This is a genomic window from Streptomyces sp. NBC_01006, from assembly GCF_045162725.1.
Taxonomy (GTDB): Bacteria; Actinomycetota; Actinomycetes; order Streptomycetales; family Streptomycetaceae; genus Streptomyces.
The window spans coordinates 1690187-1703991 of record NZ_CP108700.1 but is presented as its reverse complement, the minus strand read 5'-3'; the positions used below and the strand labels follow the sequence as shown (position 1 = coordinate 1703991).

Annotated in this window: 12 protein-coding genes; 7 read left to right on the top strand and 5 right to left on the bottom strand. The window is 72.5% G+C overall.

Features of this window, described 5'->3' with window-relative positions:
• The first annotated feature begins 1 nt into the window (after position 1).
• Positions 2–2887, top strand: coding sequence for an aminomethyl-transferring glycine dehydrogenase (gcvP, locus tag OG509_RS07645; protein ID WP_406181179.1), 2886 nt, complete (start codon positions 2–4; stop codon positions 2885–2887).
• Positions 2888–3036: 149 nt separating this feature from the next.
• Here gcvP and OG509_RS07640 read toward each other — a convergent pair whose 3' ends face one another.
• Together OG509_RS07640 and OG509_RS07635 are read right to left on the bottom strand one after the other, a co-directional pair.
• Positions 3037–3243: a DUF5999 family protein gene (locus OG509_RS07640; protein ID WP_030158404.1), complete on the bottom strand. Its 207-nt coding sequence runs from the start codon at positions 3241–3243 to the stop codon at positions 3037–3039.
• Positions 3244–3554: 311 nt separating this feature from the next.
• Positions 3555–4175 (bottom strand): hypothetical protein, encoded by a 621-nt coding sequence (locus OG509_RS07635; protein ID WP_134068362.1) that lies wholly within the window; start codon positions 4173–4175, stop codon positions 3555–3557.
• Positions 4176–4669: 494 nt separating this feature from the next.
• On the opposite strand from OG509_RS07635, the gene OG509_RS07630 reads away from it, so the two are divergent.
• A complete protein-coding gene (locus OG509_RS07630; protein ID WP_406181176.1) occupies positions 4670–6205 on the top strand; it encodes a glutamate-cysteine ligase family protein in 1536 nt (511 codons plus the stop codon).
• 155 nt (positions 6206–6360) lie between these two features.
• Entirely contained in the window at positions 6361–7158 is a 798-nt protein-coding gene (locus OG509_RS07625) for a CPBP family intramembrane glutamic endopeptidase (RefSeq protein WP_385591479.1), read from the top strand.
• A 47-nt stretch (positions 7159–7205) separates the two neighbouring features.
• Here OG509_RS07625 and OG509_RS07620 read toward each other — a convergent pair whose 3' ends face one another.
• Positions 7206–8045, bottom strand: a complete 840-nt coding sequence (locus OG509_RS07620) for a PhzF family phenazine biosynthesis protein (protein WP_406181175.1) — start codon at positions 8043–8045, stop codon at positions 7206–7208.
• Between the two features lie 180 nt (positions 8046–8225).
• On the opposite strand from OG509_RS07620, the gene OG509_RS07615 reads away from it, so the two are divergent.
• Positions 8226–8834 carry a PadR family transcriptional regulator gene (locus OG509_RS07615; protein ID WP_385591484.1) on the top strand — a complete coding sequence of 203 codons (609 nt, stop codon included), beginning with the start codon at positions 8226–8228 and terminating at the stop codon, positions 8832–8834.
• A gap of 84 nt (positions 8835–8918) precedes the next feature.
• On the opposite strand, the gene OG509_RS07610 is transcribed toward OG509_RS07615, so the two are convergent.
• Positions 8919–9347 (bottom strand): SRPBCC family protein, encoded by a 429-nt coding sequence (locus OG509_RS07610; protein ID WP_030158395.1) that lies wholly within the window; start codon positions 9345–9347, stop codon positions 8919–8921.
• Between the two features lie 171 nt (positions 9348–9518).
• On the opposite strand from OG509_RS07610, the gene OG509_RS07605 reads away from it, so the two are divergent.
• Together OG509_RS07605 and OG509_RS07600 are read left to right on the top strand one after the other, a co-directional pair.
• Positions 9519–10490, top strand: coding sequence for an EamA family transporter (locus OG509_RS07605; protein ID WP_406181173.1), 972 nt, complete (start codon positions 9519–9521; stop codon positions 10488–10490).
• A 163-nt stretch (positions 10491–10653) separates the two neighbouring features.
• Positions 10654–11685: a DMT family transporter gene (locus tag OG509_RS07600; protein ID WP_406181171.1), complete on the top strand. Its 1032-nt coding sequence runs from the start codon at positions 10654–10656 to the stop codon at positions 11683–11685.
• Here the strand turns inward: OG509_RS07600 and OG509_RS07595 are convergent.
• Positions 11667–12371: a pyridoxamine 5'-phosphate oxidase family protein gene (locus tag OG509_RS07595; protein ID WP_406187502.1), complete on the bottom strand. Its 705-nt coding sequence runs from the start codon at positions 12369–12371 to the stop codon at positions 11667–11669. The two genes, OG509_RS07600 and OG509_RS07595, sit on opposite strands and share 19 nt — an antisense overlap.
• 64 nt (positions 12372–12435) lie before the next feature.
• Here OG509_RS07595 and OG509_RS07590 point away from each other — a divergent pair, with 64 nt between their 5' ends.
• A complete protein-coding gene (locus OG509_RS07590) occupies positions 12436–13767 on the top strand; it encodes an aminotransferase class I/II-fold pyridoxal phosphate-dependent enzyme (RefSeq protein WP_406181169.1) in 1332 nt (443 codons plus the stop codon).
• The last annotated feature ends 38 nt before the right edge of the window (positions 13768–13805 follow it).

Sequence of the window (13805 nt, the reverse complement as noted above, 5' to 3'; positions counted from 1 at the left end):
CATGACCGCCAACCGCATTCCGCTCTCCCAGCTGGAGCGAGGCATCCCCTTCGAGCAGCGCCACATCGGCCCGGATGCCGAGGCGCAGGCGAAGATGCTCGCCCACGTGGGCTACGGCTCGCTGGACGAACTGACCGCCGCCGCGGTACCGGATGTGATCAAGAGCGCCGAGGCGCTGAACCTGCCCGAGGCGCGAACCGAGGCCGAGGTGCTGGCCGAGCTCCGCTCGCTCGCCGACCGCAACCAGGTCCTCACCCCGATGATCGGTCTCGGCTACTACGGGACCTTCACCCCGCCGGTGATCCTGCGCAACGTGATGGAGAATCCGGCCTGGTACACGGCGTACACGCCCTACCAGCCCGAGATCTCGCAGGGCCGCCTGGAGGCGCTCCTCAACTTCCAGACCGTCGTCGCCGACCTCACCGGCCTGCCGACCTCCGGTGCCTCCCTGCTCGACGAGGGCACCGCGGCCGCCGAGGCCATGACGCTGGCCCGCCGCGTCGGCAAGTCCAAGGGCAACATCTTCCTCGTCGACGCCGACGCGCTGCCGCAGACGATCGCCGTGATCGAGACCCGCGCCGAGCCGATCGGCGTCGAGATCGTCGTCGCCGACCTGTCCGAGGGCATCCCGGCCGAGGTCGCCGAGCGCGGCGTCTACGGTGTGCTCGTCCAGTACCCGGGCGCCTCCGGTGCCGTACGGGACATCAAGCCGGTCATCGACCAGGCGCACGGCCTCGGGGCGATCGTCGCCGTCTCGGCCGACCTGCTCGCGCTGACCCTGCTGACCTCCCCGGGCGCGCTCGGCGCGGACATCGCCGTCGGCACCACCCAGCGCTTCGGCGTCCCGATGGGCTTCGGCGGCCCGCACGCCGGCTACATGGCCGTCCAGGACAAGCACGCCCGCTCGCTGCCGGGCCGCCTCGTCGGCGTCTCCGTGGACGCGGACGGCAACAAGGCGTACCGCCTGGCCCTGCAGACCCGCGAGCAGCACATCCGCCGCGAGAAGGCCACCAGCAACATCTGCACCGCGCAGGTGCTGCTCGCCGTCATGGCCGGCATGTACGCCGTCTACCACGGCCCGGACGGCCTGCGTACGATCGCCCGCCGGACGCACCGCTACGCGGCCCTGCTCGCGGCCGGTCTCAAGGCCGGCGGCGTCGAGCTGGTGCACGGCTCGTACTTCGACACCCTCACCGCCCGGGTGCCCGGCAAGGCCGCCGAGGTCGTCGCCGCCGCCCGCGAGGGCGGGGTCAACCTGTTCCAGGTCGACGCCGACCACGTCTCCGTCTCCTGCGACGAGACGACGCTGCGCGCCGGCATCGAGGCGGTCTGGGCCGCCTTCGGCGTGAGCGCCGACATCGAGGCGCTGGACGAGACCACGGCCGACGCGCTGCCCGAGGCCCTGCTGCGCTCGGACGACTACCTGGCGCACCCGGTGTTCCACCAGCACCGCAGCGAGACCGCGATGCTGCGCTACCTGCGCAAGCTGGCGGACAAGGACTACGCGCTGGACCGCGGCATGATCCCGCTGGGCTCCTGCACCATGAAGCTCAACGCGACCACCGAGATGGAGTCGGTCACCTGGCCCGAATTCGGCCAGATGCACCCGTTCGCCCCGGTCGAGCAGGCCGAGGGGTACCTCACGCTCATCACCGAGCTGGAGGAACGTCTCTGCGAGGTCACCGGCTACGACAAGGTCTCCATCCAGCCGAACGCCGGCTCCCAGGGTGAGCTCGCCGGCCTGCTGGCCGTCCGCGCCTACCACCGGGCGAACGGCGACGAGCAGCGCACCGTCTGCCTCATCCCGTCCTCCGCGCACGGCACCAACGCCGCCAGCGCCGTGATGGCCGGCATGAAGGTCGTCGTCGTCAAGACCGCCGACGACGGCGAGGTGGACGCGGCCGACCTGCGCGCCAAGATCGAGCAGTACCGCGACGAGCTCTCCGTGCTGATGATCACGTACCCCTCGACGCACGGTGTGTTCGAGGAGCACGTCGCCGACATCTGCGCCCAGGTGCACGAGGCCGGCGGTCAGGTCTACGTGGACGGCGCCAACCTCAACGCCCTGGTGGGCCTGGCCAAGCCGGGTCACTTCGGCGGCGACGTCTCGCACCTGAACCTGCACAAGACCTTCTGCATCCCGCACGGCGGCGGCGGCCCGGGCGTCGGCCCGGTCGGTGTCCGGGCGCACCTGGCCCCGTACCTGCCGAACCACCCGCTCCAGCCGACCGCGGGCCCGGAGACGGGCGTCGGCCCGATCTCGGCGGCGCCGTGGGGCTCGGCCGGCATCCTGCCGATCTCCTGGTCGTACGTGCGCCTCATGGGCGGCGAGGGCCTCAAGCGCGCCACCCAGGTGGCGGTGCTCGGCGCGAACTACATCGCCAAGCGCCTGGAGCCGCACTACCCGGTGCTCTACACCGGCCCGGGCAACCTGGTCGCGCACGAGTGCATCATCGACCTGCGCCCGCTGTCGAAGGCGACGGGCGTCAGCGTCGACGACATCGCCAAGCGCCTCATCGACTACGGCTTCCACGCGCCGACCATGTCCTTCCCGGTGGCCGGCACGCTGATGATCGAGCCGACGGAGTCCGAGGACCTCGCCGAGATCGACCGCTTCTGCGACGCGATGATCGCCATCCGCGGCGAGATCGACCGGGTCGCGGGCGGCGAGTGGCCGGTGGACGACAACCCGCTGGCCAACTCCCCGCACACGGCGGCGGCGCTCGGCGGCGAGTGGAACCACCCGTACAGCCGCGACGAGGCCGTCTTCCCCGGTGGGGTCACGGCTGCGGAGAAGTACTGGCCGCCGGTGCGCCGCATCGACGGTGCCTTCGGCGACCGCAACCTGGTCTGCTCCTGCCCGCCGCTGGACGAGTACGACAACTGATCCGCGGGGCGCCGCGCCCGTGGAGCGACCTGACATGTCCGTATGACATGACGGCATGACGAAGGGGTCGGTCCGGGAGAATGATTCCCGGGCCGGCCCCTTCGTCGTACTCTTCCGCGCGCTTCCCGTTCGTTCCGTGCTGCCGCCGGTCAGGCCGCTTTCATCACGTGCGCCGCCGCGAGCGGGCGGTGCGGGGCGATGATCTGGCCGTCCGGCAGCAGCTCACCGGTGTCCTCGAAGAGCAGGACGCCGTTGCACAGCAGGCTCCAGCCCTGTTCCGGGTGGTTGGCCAACGGCTTGGCGGCCTCCCGGTCGGCGGAGTCGGCTGACGGGCACGCTGGCTGGTGCTGGCACATGGATGCGTTCTTTCGCTGCGATGTGGTCTGTGTGCTGCGGCTCGAAGCTTTGTTCATGGCCGCCCCCCGTATCAACGTCTTGGTTTGGTCAGGGTCCCAGTGTTGCCCTCCGGAGTTGCGTCCGCAGGGATTTCCCGGCAGCTGTCCTCATAGATTGATGACGCATCACTCGTGCGGGCGGTTCAGGTCAACTCCCCTGTCATTTCGGATGGTTCGGGGGTGGCCCGACTGGGCTAGGCCGAATGGGTCGTACGGACCACCGGCAGGGAACGCACCTGCTCAGACCCGCCGCACCGCGGCCCGGAACCCCCTCAGGCGGCCGGCGCGGCCAGCGACGGCGGGACCGGCGGGCTCGGCGGAGTGAGCCGGTGCGTCATCACGGGCAGCAGTTCGGACACCGGGTGCGGCCGGTACGGGGCGATGCCGGGCGGGGCCGGAGCCAGCGGCACCAGCAGATCCGCGGCGGCGGGCAGCCCGGCGGAGGCGTCGGCGCCGACCGCCCCGTGCAGCCACAGCGTCAGCATGTACAGCTCCGGTACGGACAGCAGTCGCGGCTGGTAGCTCTTGCCGAGCGATTCCGCCTGGCGCAGGGCGCGTTCGGTGGCCGCGACGTAGGGACCCTCGAAGAAATGGGAGAAGACCCAGCCGTCCGGTGTCAGCCGGGTGTCCGCGGCCGCGACGTAGCGGTCGCCGCTGCGGATCAGGAACCGCCAGGCGGTCAGCCGGGTGCGGGGCGGGCGGCCCCCCGCTGCCAGCTGGGAGATGTTCAGCCGGTCCAGGACGTGGACGGGCAGCGGCAGTTCGGCGGTCATCGGGCCCTGCAGCGCGCGCAGGGCCGGAGTGTGCGCCTCGTGGACGGCGGTGGGGGAACCGAGTGCCGCGAGGACGCTGCGCAGGGCGGGCGCGGGAGCCGGAGGGACATGCAGCGGCATGGTGGGTCGCCTCTCACTTGGGAGACCTGTGGAACGGGGCAGGTGCGGACGGCGCTGTCGCATTCTGGGGCCAGAGGGGGGCTGAGGGGCAATGGCCGCGCGCCAACTCTCTGCCTCGTTTGCGGAGTTTATACGACATGTGTTCACGCAGTGTTTCGGCTAGCTGTCCCGCCTATTGCCGACAAGGCGCTTACCGGTCCCGCTGACATGGCTTTCATGCCGGTTGCACGCGAACAATCCGCGCTGACCTCGGAGGTTACCGGACGGGGGCTCGGCTGGAAAGCGTCCATTATCCGGAACCGGCAAAACCCATGCGGAATTTGCATACGACGTCTTGCCAAGTGAATGTGCCATAGCGCCCTTCGGCCAAACCGGCGCGCGCTCCCCGCCACGCACGCCCCCGCTGCGTTAGCGATCTCGCCTCCGGGGCATCATCGACCGTACACACGCGCCTGGGTGGCATGGGCCGGGCGCAATCGAGGAGGGACGCTCCGATGGGGGAGAAGGTCGTGGCGGGCGGATTCGACCTGTCCGATCGGCAGAAGTATCGGAGGAAGCTCCACGAGTGCCTGGAGGGGCTGGAGCGGCTTCTGGCGGAGAAGAGGTTCGATCGTCCCAAGAACATGATGGGGCTGGAGATCGAGCTGAATCTGGCGGGTTCCGACGGGTTGCCGAGAATGGTGAATGCGCAGGTTCTGGAGCGGATAGCGAGCCAGGATTTCCAGACCGAGCTCGGAATGTTCAACCTGGAGGTGAACGTACTTCCGCACCGGCTCGGCGGGCGGGTTTTCGACCAGCTCGCCGAGGAACTGAGCGCGGGGCTCGGCTACGCCCACCGGCAGGCAGCGGAGATAGACGCCGGGGTGGTGATGATCGGCATCCTGCCGACGATCACCCGCTCCGACCTGGTCACCGCCAACCTCTCCGCGGTGGACCGCTACTCGCTGCTGAACGAGCAGATCCTGATGATGCGAGGCGAGGACTTCCTGCTCGACATCGACGGGGTCGAGCGGCTCACCTGGAGCACCGGGTCGATCGTCCCGGAGGCCGCCTGCACCTCCGTGCAGCTGCATCTTCAGGTGACGCCGGGCCGGTTCGCCGACGTGTGGAACGCGGCGCAGGCGGTGACCGCCGTACAGATAGCCGTCGGTGCCAACTCGCCGTTCCTGTTCGGGCGCGAGCTGTGGCGGGAGTCGCGGCCGCCGCTCTTCACGCAGGCCACCGACACCCGGCCGCCCGAGCTGCAGGCCCAGGGGGTGCGGCCGCGGACCTGGTTCGGGGAGCGCTGGGTGGAGTCGGCGTACGAGCTCTTCGCCGAGAACGTCCGGTACTTCCCGGCCCTGCTGCCCATCTGCGACGAGGAGGAGCCGCTGCGCGTGCTCGCCGAGGGCGGGGTGCCGAGCCTGCAGGAGCTGGTCCTGCACAACGGCACGGTCTACCGGTGGAACCGGCCCGTGTACGGGGTCGCCGACGGGATGCCGCACCTGCGGGTGGAGAACCGGGTGCTGCCGGCCGGGCCGACGGTCGCCGACGTGGTGGCGAACGCGGCTTTCTACTACGGGCTCGTGCGGACCCTCGCCGACGAGCAGCGGCCGGTGTGGACGCGGCTGCCGTTCGCCGAGGCGGAGGCCAACTTCGACGCGGCCTGCCGGTACGGCATCGACGCGCGGCTGCGCTGGCCGCGCCGGGGCCGGGGCGGAGGCCTGGCCGGGGTGTCCGCCGTACGCCTGGTCCTGGACGAGCTGCTGCCGATGGCTGCGGCCGGGCTGGACGCGTGGGGCATCGAGCCCGCCGACCGCGACCACTACCTCGGCATCATCGAGGAGCGCTGCCAGCGGCGGGTCAACGGGGCGACCTGGCAGGTGGACACCTACCACCGGGCGCTCGCGTCCGGGATGGGACGGGACGAGGCGCTGGCCGCCATCACCCGGCGCTACAGCGAGCTGATGCACAAGGGCGACCCCGTGCACACGTGGCCGGTCGGGCTGGCGGACGAGGAGGTGAGCGCCGCGGTGCCGGCGCGGCGCTGAACCGCTGCCGAACCGGCGCCGAACCCGTGCGGGCCCGGCTCGCCGGGCCGGCCACGGCACCGCCGCCGCCCGCGTTCCGGGTCCGGTGATCCCCTTCCCCTGCCGAAGAGGCAGTATGGGGTGGACGAGGCGGAACGGCGGGACGGGAGTCGGACGTGCGGGCGGAGCCGGAACCGGTGGTCAAGGCGTTGCACGAGGACGGGCGGGGGGTCCTGCGCACCGAGACGCTGCTCGTGCTGGCGCTGTCGCTGGGGGCGAGCGCCTGCTCCTCGCTGATCAGCTTCATCGGCTCGCTGACCAAGCCCGGCGGCCTCAAGGACCAGGCCGCCACGCTCAACAGTTCGTACGCCCCCGGCCGGCCGTGGCTGGACCTGGCCTGGCAGCTGTTCGGCATCGGCACCGCGCTGGTGCCGGTGCTGCTGGTCGCCCACCTGCTGACCCGGGAGGGCGCGCCGGGGCTGCGGGTGCTGGGCTTCGACCGCACCCGGCCCGGCTGGGACCTGGGGCGCGGAGCCCTGGTCGCGGCCGGGATCGGGAGCGCGGGGCTGGCTTTCTACCTGGCGGCGCGGGCGAGCGGGTTCAACCTCACGGTGGTGCCGGAGGCGCTGCCCGACGTGTGGTGGAAGTTCCCCGTGCTGATCCTCTCCGCCCTGCAGAACGCGGTGGTGGAGGAGGTCATCGTGCTGGCCTATCTGCTGCGCCGGCTCGACCAGCTGGGCTGGTCGCCGATGGCCGCGCTGCTGGCCAGCGCGGTGCTGCGCGGCTCGTACCACCTCTACCAGGGCATCGGCGGCTTCCTCGGCAACATGGTGATGGGCGTCGTCTTCGTGCTGGCCTACCGCCGCTGGGGCCGGGTGGGGCCGCTCGTCGTCGCGCACGCGCTGCTCGACATCGTGGCCTTCGGCGGGTACGCGCTGCTCGCGGGCAAGGTGGGCTGGCTGCCGACGCCGTAGGCGTGGGCGTGGGCGTGGGCGTGGGTGTGGGTGTGGGCTTCCGTCCGTCAGGGGCGGGCGAGCAGTTCGCCGTCGATGACGGTGACCGCGTTGCCGGTCAGGAGCGTACGGTCGCCGGCCAGCCGGACGGCGACGCGTCCGGTGCGCGCCCCGCCCTGGAGGCCGACGAGTGAGGTACGGCCCAGCCGGGCGGCCCAGAACGGGGCGAGCGCGGTGTGGGCGCTGCCGGTGACCGGGTCCTCGTCGATCCCGAAGGCCGGGAAGAAGCCGCGGGAGACGAAGTCGTACCCGCGGGAGGGGTCCTCGGCGGCCGCGGTGACGATGACCCCGCGGCGGGCGTGGCCGCGCAGGGCTGTGAGGTCGGGGGTGAGCTCCCGTACGGCCCGCTCGTCCGCCAGCTCGACGAGCAGGTCGCCGATGTGCTCGGACGTGTCGTGGACGGACCTGATCTCCGCGCCGAGGGCGATCCGTACGGCGGGGTCCGCTTCCACCGGTGTGAGCGAGGACGTCGGGAAGTCCATGGTGATCGCGCCGCCCTCGGCGGTCCCGGCGGCGGTCCCGGCGGTCTCGGCGGTGAGGATGCCGCACCGCGCGGAGAACCGGATCAGCCCCGTGGCCAGCCCGCTCGTCGTGATCACGTGCGCCGTGGCCAGCGTGGCGTGGCCGCACATGTCGACCTCGGCGGTGGGGGTGAACCAGCGCAGGGACCAGTCGGCGTCCCCGCCGGGCGGCAGCGGACGGGCGAAGGCGGTCTCGGAGAGGTTGACCTCGGCGGCGACCTGCTGAAGCCAGGCGTCCGGGGGGAACTCGCCGTCGAGGAGGACGACTCCGGCGGGGTTGCCGCGGAAGGGACGGTCGGTGAAGGCGTCGACGATTCGGAGGCGCATGCACCGACGGTAGGGCCGTTTCTCGATCGTCGACAAAGGCCAATCGCAGATGACTGGCCTGGTCAGGCGCGTGTTCGTTGAGAGTTTCCGATATATCGTTGACGCATCGCGATGGGTCAGCGATAGTAGAGGCATCGCAAGAGCGATGACATGAAACCGAAAGACGAAAGGAGCGCAGTCATGCGTTCACACGGACAGCACGAACACGAGCACGGACGGGGCCACGGCCACTGCGGGCCCGATCGTCGGGAGGAGTTCAAGGGGCGGCGCGCTGCCTTCGGCCCGTTCGGGCCGCCCTTCGGCGGCGGCCCCTGGGGCGGGCGCGGCGGACGCGGCGGACCGCGCGGCCGGGCCCGGCGCGGAGACGTGCGCGCCTCGATCCTGGCGTTGCTGAAGGACCGGCCGATGCACGGCTACGAGATGATCCAGGAGATCGGCGAGCGCAGCGGCGGGGCTTGGAAGCCCAGCCCGGGATCGGTCTACCCGACCCTCCAGCTGCTCGAGGACGAGGGGCTCATCTCCAGCGAGAGCGAGGGCGGCAAGAAGCTGTTCACGCTCACCGACGCCGGCCGCACCGAGGCCGAGTCCGGCTCCGAGGCCCCCTGGGCCGACGCCGGGCGCGGGGTCGACTTCGAGGCGATGCACGAGGTCCGGACGGCCGGCATCGGCCTGTTCGAGGCCTTCGGCCAGGTCTTCAAGACCGGCTCGGCCGAGCAGCGCGAGAAGGCCCTCGCGGTCATCAACGACGCCCGCAAGAAGCTCTACCTGATCCTGGCCGACGAGCACTGAGCCGGCCGGCGAAATGAAAACGGCGCGCCCCGCGAGTCCTCTCGCGGGGCGCGCCGCCGTATCCGGGTACCCGGCGGGGAGGGGTCAGGCGACCAGGCCGGCGAGCTTGCGGAGCGACTCGTTCAGCGCGGCGGTGGCCGAGTCCTTGAGCTTGCCCGCCATGAGGGAGACGGCGGCCCCGTTGAACTCGCCGTCGATGCGGACCGTGGTGGCCGCGCCGTCGGGGACGAGGGTGTACCGGGTCAGGATGGCCACGCCCATCGGGCCCTTGCCCGTGATGGCGAAGACGCGTTCGTCCTCCAGCTCCGAGACGGTCCAGGCGACCTCGGCCGGGAAGCCCATCATCTTCATGTTCTCCACGAAGGTCGCCCCGACCGCGAGGGTCTCGGGGCCGCCCTTGGGGAAATTGGTGTGGGTCATGCTCCACTCGCCGTACGCCGCCCAGTCCGTCAGCTGGGCCCAGACCTTCGCGGCGGACGCCTCGATGCGTGATTCCGCGGTCACTTCGGCCATGCGGCCACCCCTTCTCGTCGGGTACGTGCGGCGGAACGTAGCCCCGGCGGGCGGAACATTCAATACTGACGACCTGTCAGAAACGATCGGCCCGGTCACGCCCGGTCTCGGATCCGTCTCAACAGGTGTCATGCCTGTGACGGTGCTGACCGGCCCTGCCATGATGGCCCGATGCAAGCGTCAGGGAGAAACGCCGGACTGGGCCTCGCGCTCGTCTCGGCGGTTGCGTTCGGTGGTTCCGGTGTGGCGGCGAAGCCGCTGATCGAGGCGGGTCTGGACCCGCTGCACATGGTCTGGCTCAGGGTGGCCGGGGCGGCGCTGGTGCTGTCCCCGCTGGCCTGGCGGCACCGCGATCTCCTGCTGCGCAAACCCCTGCTGCTCGCCGGGTTCGGGATCGTCGCGGTCGCGGGCGTGCAGGCCTTCTACTTCGCCTCCCTGTCGCGGATCCCGGTCGGCGTGGCCCTGCTGCTGGAGTACCTCGGCCCGGCGCTGCTGCTCGGCTGGATCCGCTTCGTGCAGCGCAAGCCGGTGACGCGGGCCGCCGCGGCAGGCGCCGCCGTCGCCGTCGTGGGGCTGGCCTGCGTGGTGGAGATCTGGTCCGGGCTGAGCCTGGATCCGCTCGGCGTGCTGCTCGGTCTCGCCGCCGCCTGCTGCCAGGCCTTCTACTTCGTGTTCGCGGACCATGGCGCCGACGGCGGCGCCGAGGACGACGTGCCCGACCCGATCGGCGTGATCGCGTACGGCATGCTCGTCGGCGCGCTGGTGATGACGGTGATCGCGCGGCCGTGGCAGATGGACTGGCAGGTGCTGAGCGGGTACGCCGCGATGGGGGACCTGAGGGTGCCCGCGTGGGTCCTGCTCGGCTGGGTGGTGCTGATCGCGACGGTCTTCGCGTACCTGACCGGCGTGGTCTCGGTGCGCAAGCTCTCGCCGCAGGTGGCCGGGGTCGTCGCCTGCCTGGAGGCGGTCGTGGCCACCGTGTTCGCGTGGATCCTGCTCGGCGAGCACCTGTCGACCCCGCAGATCGTCGGCGGTGCGCTGGTGCTGGGCGGGGCCTTCATCGCGCAGTCCGCGCGGCCGACGCCGCCGGGGGCGGCCGATCCGGACGCGGCCGTTCTGGACCGCGAGACGACGAGAGCCTAAGGTGGCGATCATGCATTCGACCGTGCTTCCGCCTCCCGCCGCGTAGCCGCGGGCAGCCGCCCTTCCGACGAGGATCCGCCCCGGGGAGTTCCCGGGCCGATCCGCGCTGCCCGCGAAGCGATGACCTTCCCTTTCATCCTTCACGCATGCGCGGAGCACACTCGTGTCGAATCCTTCGCCCGCTTCAGGGCGCAGTCTGCTGTACCTGGTCGTCGCCGGAGCTGCCTGGGGCACCGCCGGGGCGGCCGCCTCCCTCCTCTTCCTGGCCAGTGACCTCGGCCCGCTCGCCCTGTCGTTCTGGCGGTGCGCCGGCGGGCTGGTGGTGCTGCTGGGGGTGCTCGCCGTACGCCGGCCCCGGGGCGCGGCGGCTGCGGCGCGGGCCGCGGCGCGGCCGTCGGTGGCCTCGCTGATCGGGACCGGCCTGATGTTCACGCTCTTCCAGTCCGCGTACTTCGGCGGCGTGCGCGAGACGGGCCTGGCGGTCGGCACGGTCGTCACCCTCGGCGCCGGGCCGGTGCTGATCGCGGTCGGGGCGCGGTACTGGATGGGCGAGCGGCTCGGCCGGGGCGGCGTGGCCGCCGTCGTCGGGGCGCTCGCCGGACTCGCCGTGCTCGTCCTGGGCGGTGGGGGCGGCGAGGTGCGGCCGCTCGGCGTCGGCTGGGCCCTGCTGTCGGCCGCCGGGTACGCCGGCATGACGCTGCGTGCCCGCTGGCTGGGGCGGCGCGGGGCGGGCGGGGACCCGCTGGTCACCACCGCCTGGTCGGTCGCGGTGGGCACGGTGTGCCTGCTGCCGCTCGCCGCGGCGGAGGGGCTGGTGCCGCACACCGCCGAGCTCGGGCGGGTGCTGTGGCTGCTGGTGTACGTGGCCACGGTGCCGACGGCGCTGGCGTACGCGCTGTACTTCACCGGGGCCGCCGCGGTGCGGGCCGCGACCGTGTCCGTGATCATGCTGATCGAGCCGGTCAGCGCGGCCGTGATCGCCGTGCTGGTGCTCGGGGAGCGGCTGACCGGGGCCGTGGTGCTGGGGACCGTACTGCTGCTGACGGCGGTGGGTGCGCTGATCGCGGCGGAGGCGGGCAGGCCTGCGGGCGATCCTGCGGGCGGGCCGGGGGTCCGGCCCGCCCGTGCGCCTCGTGGGCTGCGTGAGTCGCGTGAGCCGGATGAGCCCCGCGGGGCTCAGAGCGCCGCGAGGTAGTCCGGGGTGGCGATGCCGGGGGCCAGGTCGTCGGCCGGGATCGGGGTGCCGTGCACCGGTGCGACCGGGACCACGCCCGACCAGTAGGGCAGGCCCAGATCCTCGGGCTCGTCGTGGGGACCGCCCGTACGGAGCTTCGCCGAGACCTCGTTCAGGTCCAGGCGGATCACCGCGGTGGCGGCGAGCTCCTTGGCGTTGGCGGGCCGGGAGTCGGCCGAGCGGCCCGGAACCACGTGGTCGACGAGGGCGTCGAGGGCCATCCGGCGCTCGGCCTCGTCGGTCACCTGGTAGGCGGTGCCGTGCACGATCACCGAGCGGTAGTTGATCGAGTGGTGGAAGGCGGACCGCGCCAGCACCAGGCCGTCCACGTGCGTCACGGTCAGGCAGACGGGCAGTCCCGGGTCGGCCTGACCGGCGGCGAGCAGCGGGCGCGAGCCGGTCGAGCCGTGGACGTAGAGGGTCTCGCCGACCCGGCCGTACAGGGTCGGCAGGACCACCGGTGCGCCGTCGCGGACGAAGCCGAGGTGGCAGACGTAGGCCTGGTCGAGTATCGAGTGGACGGTCTCGCGGTCGTAGCGCGCCCGCTCGCGGGAGCGGCTCGGGACGGTGCGGTCGGTGGGCTCGTAGCCGCCGCCGGTCGCCGCGGTCGCCCCGCTCGCGCCCGTCGTCCCGTTCGTCTCGGGCATCTCTTGCGTGTCGGTGGTGGCGGTCATGGTGCGCGCTCCGTTGTACTAGTGCATACTTGGGTTTGTGCTAGGAGAGTATCGGATCACAGGGCGCCGCGCATCGGATATCGCGGCGAGTGTCGAGGCGGGCGTCGGATCGGGCGCGCTGGCGCCCGGAGCGCTGCTGCCTCCGATGCGGGAGCTCGCGGGTCTGCTCGGGGTGAACCCGAACACCGTGGCCGCCGCCTACCGGACGCTGCGCGAGCGCGGGGTCATCGAGACCGACGGGCGGCGCGGCAGCCGGGTCAGGGGCCGGCCGGCGAGCGCGCCGCGCGACGAGCTGCGGGTGGCGGTGCCGCCGGGGGCGCGGGACGTCGCGTCCGGGAATCCGGACGTACGGCTGCTGCCCTCGCTGGAGGACGCCCTGGCCGGGGCCGCGCGGCGGTACGCGCAGGCGCCGACGCTGTACGGGGACGACCCGGTGGTGCCGGAGCTGGAGCGGCTGGCCCGGGCCGACTTCGACGCAGACGGTGTTCCCGCCGGGCCGGTGGGGGTGACCTCGGGCGCACTGGACGGGATCGAGCGGGTGCTGGCCGCGCATCTGCGGCCGGGGGACGCGGTGGCGATCGAGGACCCGGGCTGGGGGAGCGTGCTGGACCTGGCGGCGGCGCTGGGACTGCGGGTCGTACCGGTGGCGGTGGACGACGATGGGCCGGTCGTCTCCGCGGTGGAGCGGGTGCTCGCGGAGGGCGCGCGGGCGCTGCTGGTGACGGCACGGGCGCAGAACCCGACCGGGGCGGCCGTCAGCGCCGAGCGGGCGGTGGAGCTGCGCGGCGTGCTGGCCCGGCATCCGGAGGTGCTGGTGGTCGACGACGACCACGGGCACGCCATCGTGGACCTGCCGCTTCACTCGCTCGGCGGAGTGACCCGGCACTGGGCGCTGGTCCGGTCGACGGCGAAGGCGTACGGGCCGGACCTGCGGTTGGCGGTGCTGACCGGCGACGCCGTGACCCTGGACCGGGTACGGGGGCGCCAGCGGCTGGGCCCGGGGTGGGTGAGCCGACTGCTCCAGTACGCGGTGGTCGAGCTGTGGACCTCGGACGCGGTGGACCGGGCGGCGGTCGCGCGCTCCTACGCGGAGCGGCGGGACGCGCTGGTCGCGGCGCTGCGGGAGCAGGGCGTGCAGGCGCACGGGCGCAGCGGGATGAACGTGTGGGTGCCGGTCGCCGATGAGACCGGGGCGGTGACGCGGCTGCTGGCCGCGGGCTGGGCGGTGGCCCCGGGCAGCCGGTTCCGGGTGGAGTCGGGGCCGGGCGTACGGATCACGGTCTCGGCCGTACGGCCGGGCGAGGTGCCGGGGCTGGCGGCGGCGGTGGCGGCGTCGGTCCGCCGCACGCCGGGCGGCCGCTTCGACTGACGGCCCACCCGGCCACGGCCCCTCCTGCCCGAAGAGCC

Coding starts and splice junctions, on each gene's coding strand:
- gcvP (WP_406181179.1), top strand. CDS start 2: ATGACCGCCAACCGCATTCCGCTCTCCCAGCTGGAGCGAGGCATCCCC.
- OG509_RS07630 (WP_406181176.1), top strand. CDS start 4,670: ATGGGGGAGAAGGTCGTGGCGGGCGGATTCGACCTGTCCGATCGGCAG.
- OG509_RS07605 (WP_406181173.1), top strand. CDS start 9,519: ATGCAAGCGTCAGGGAGAAACGCCGGACTGGGCCTCGCGCTCGTCTCG.
- OG509_RS07620 (WP_406181175.1), bottom strand. CDS start 8,045: ATGCGCCTCCGAATCGTCGACGCCTTCACCGACCGTCCCTTCCGCGGC.
- OG509_RS07635 (WP_134068362.1), bottom strand. CDS start 4,175: ATGCCGCTGCATGTCCCTCCGGCTCCCGCGCCCGCCCTGCGCAGCGTC.
- OG509_RS07610 (WP_030158395.1), bottom strand. CDS start 9,347: ATGGCCGAAGTGACCGCGGAATCACGCATCGAGGCGTCCGCCGCGAAG.
- OG509_RS07595 (WP_406187502.1), bottom strand. CDS start 12,371: ATGCCCGAGACGAACGGGACGACGGGCGCGAGCGGGGCGACCGCGGCG.
- OG509_RS07615 (WP_385591484.1), top strand. CDS start 8,226: ATGCGTTCACACGGACAGCACGAACACGAGCACGGACGGGGCCACGGC.
- OG509_RS07640 (WP_030158404.1), bottom strand. CDS start 3,243: ATGTGCCAGCACCAGCCAGCGTGCCCGTCAGCCGACTCCGCCGACCGG.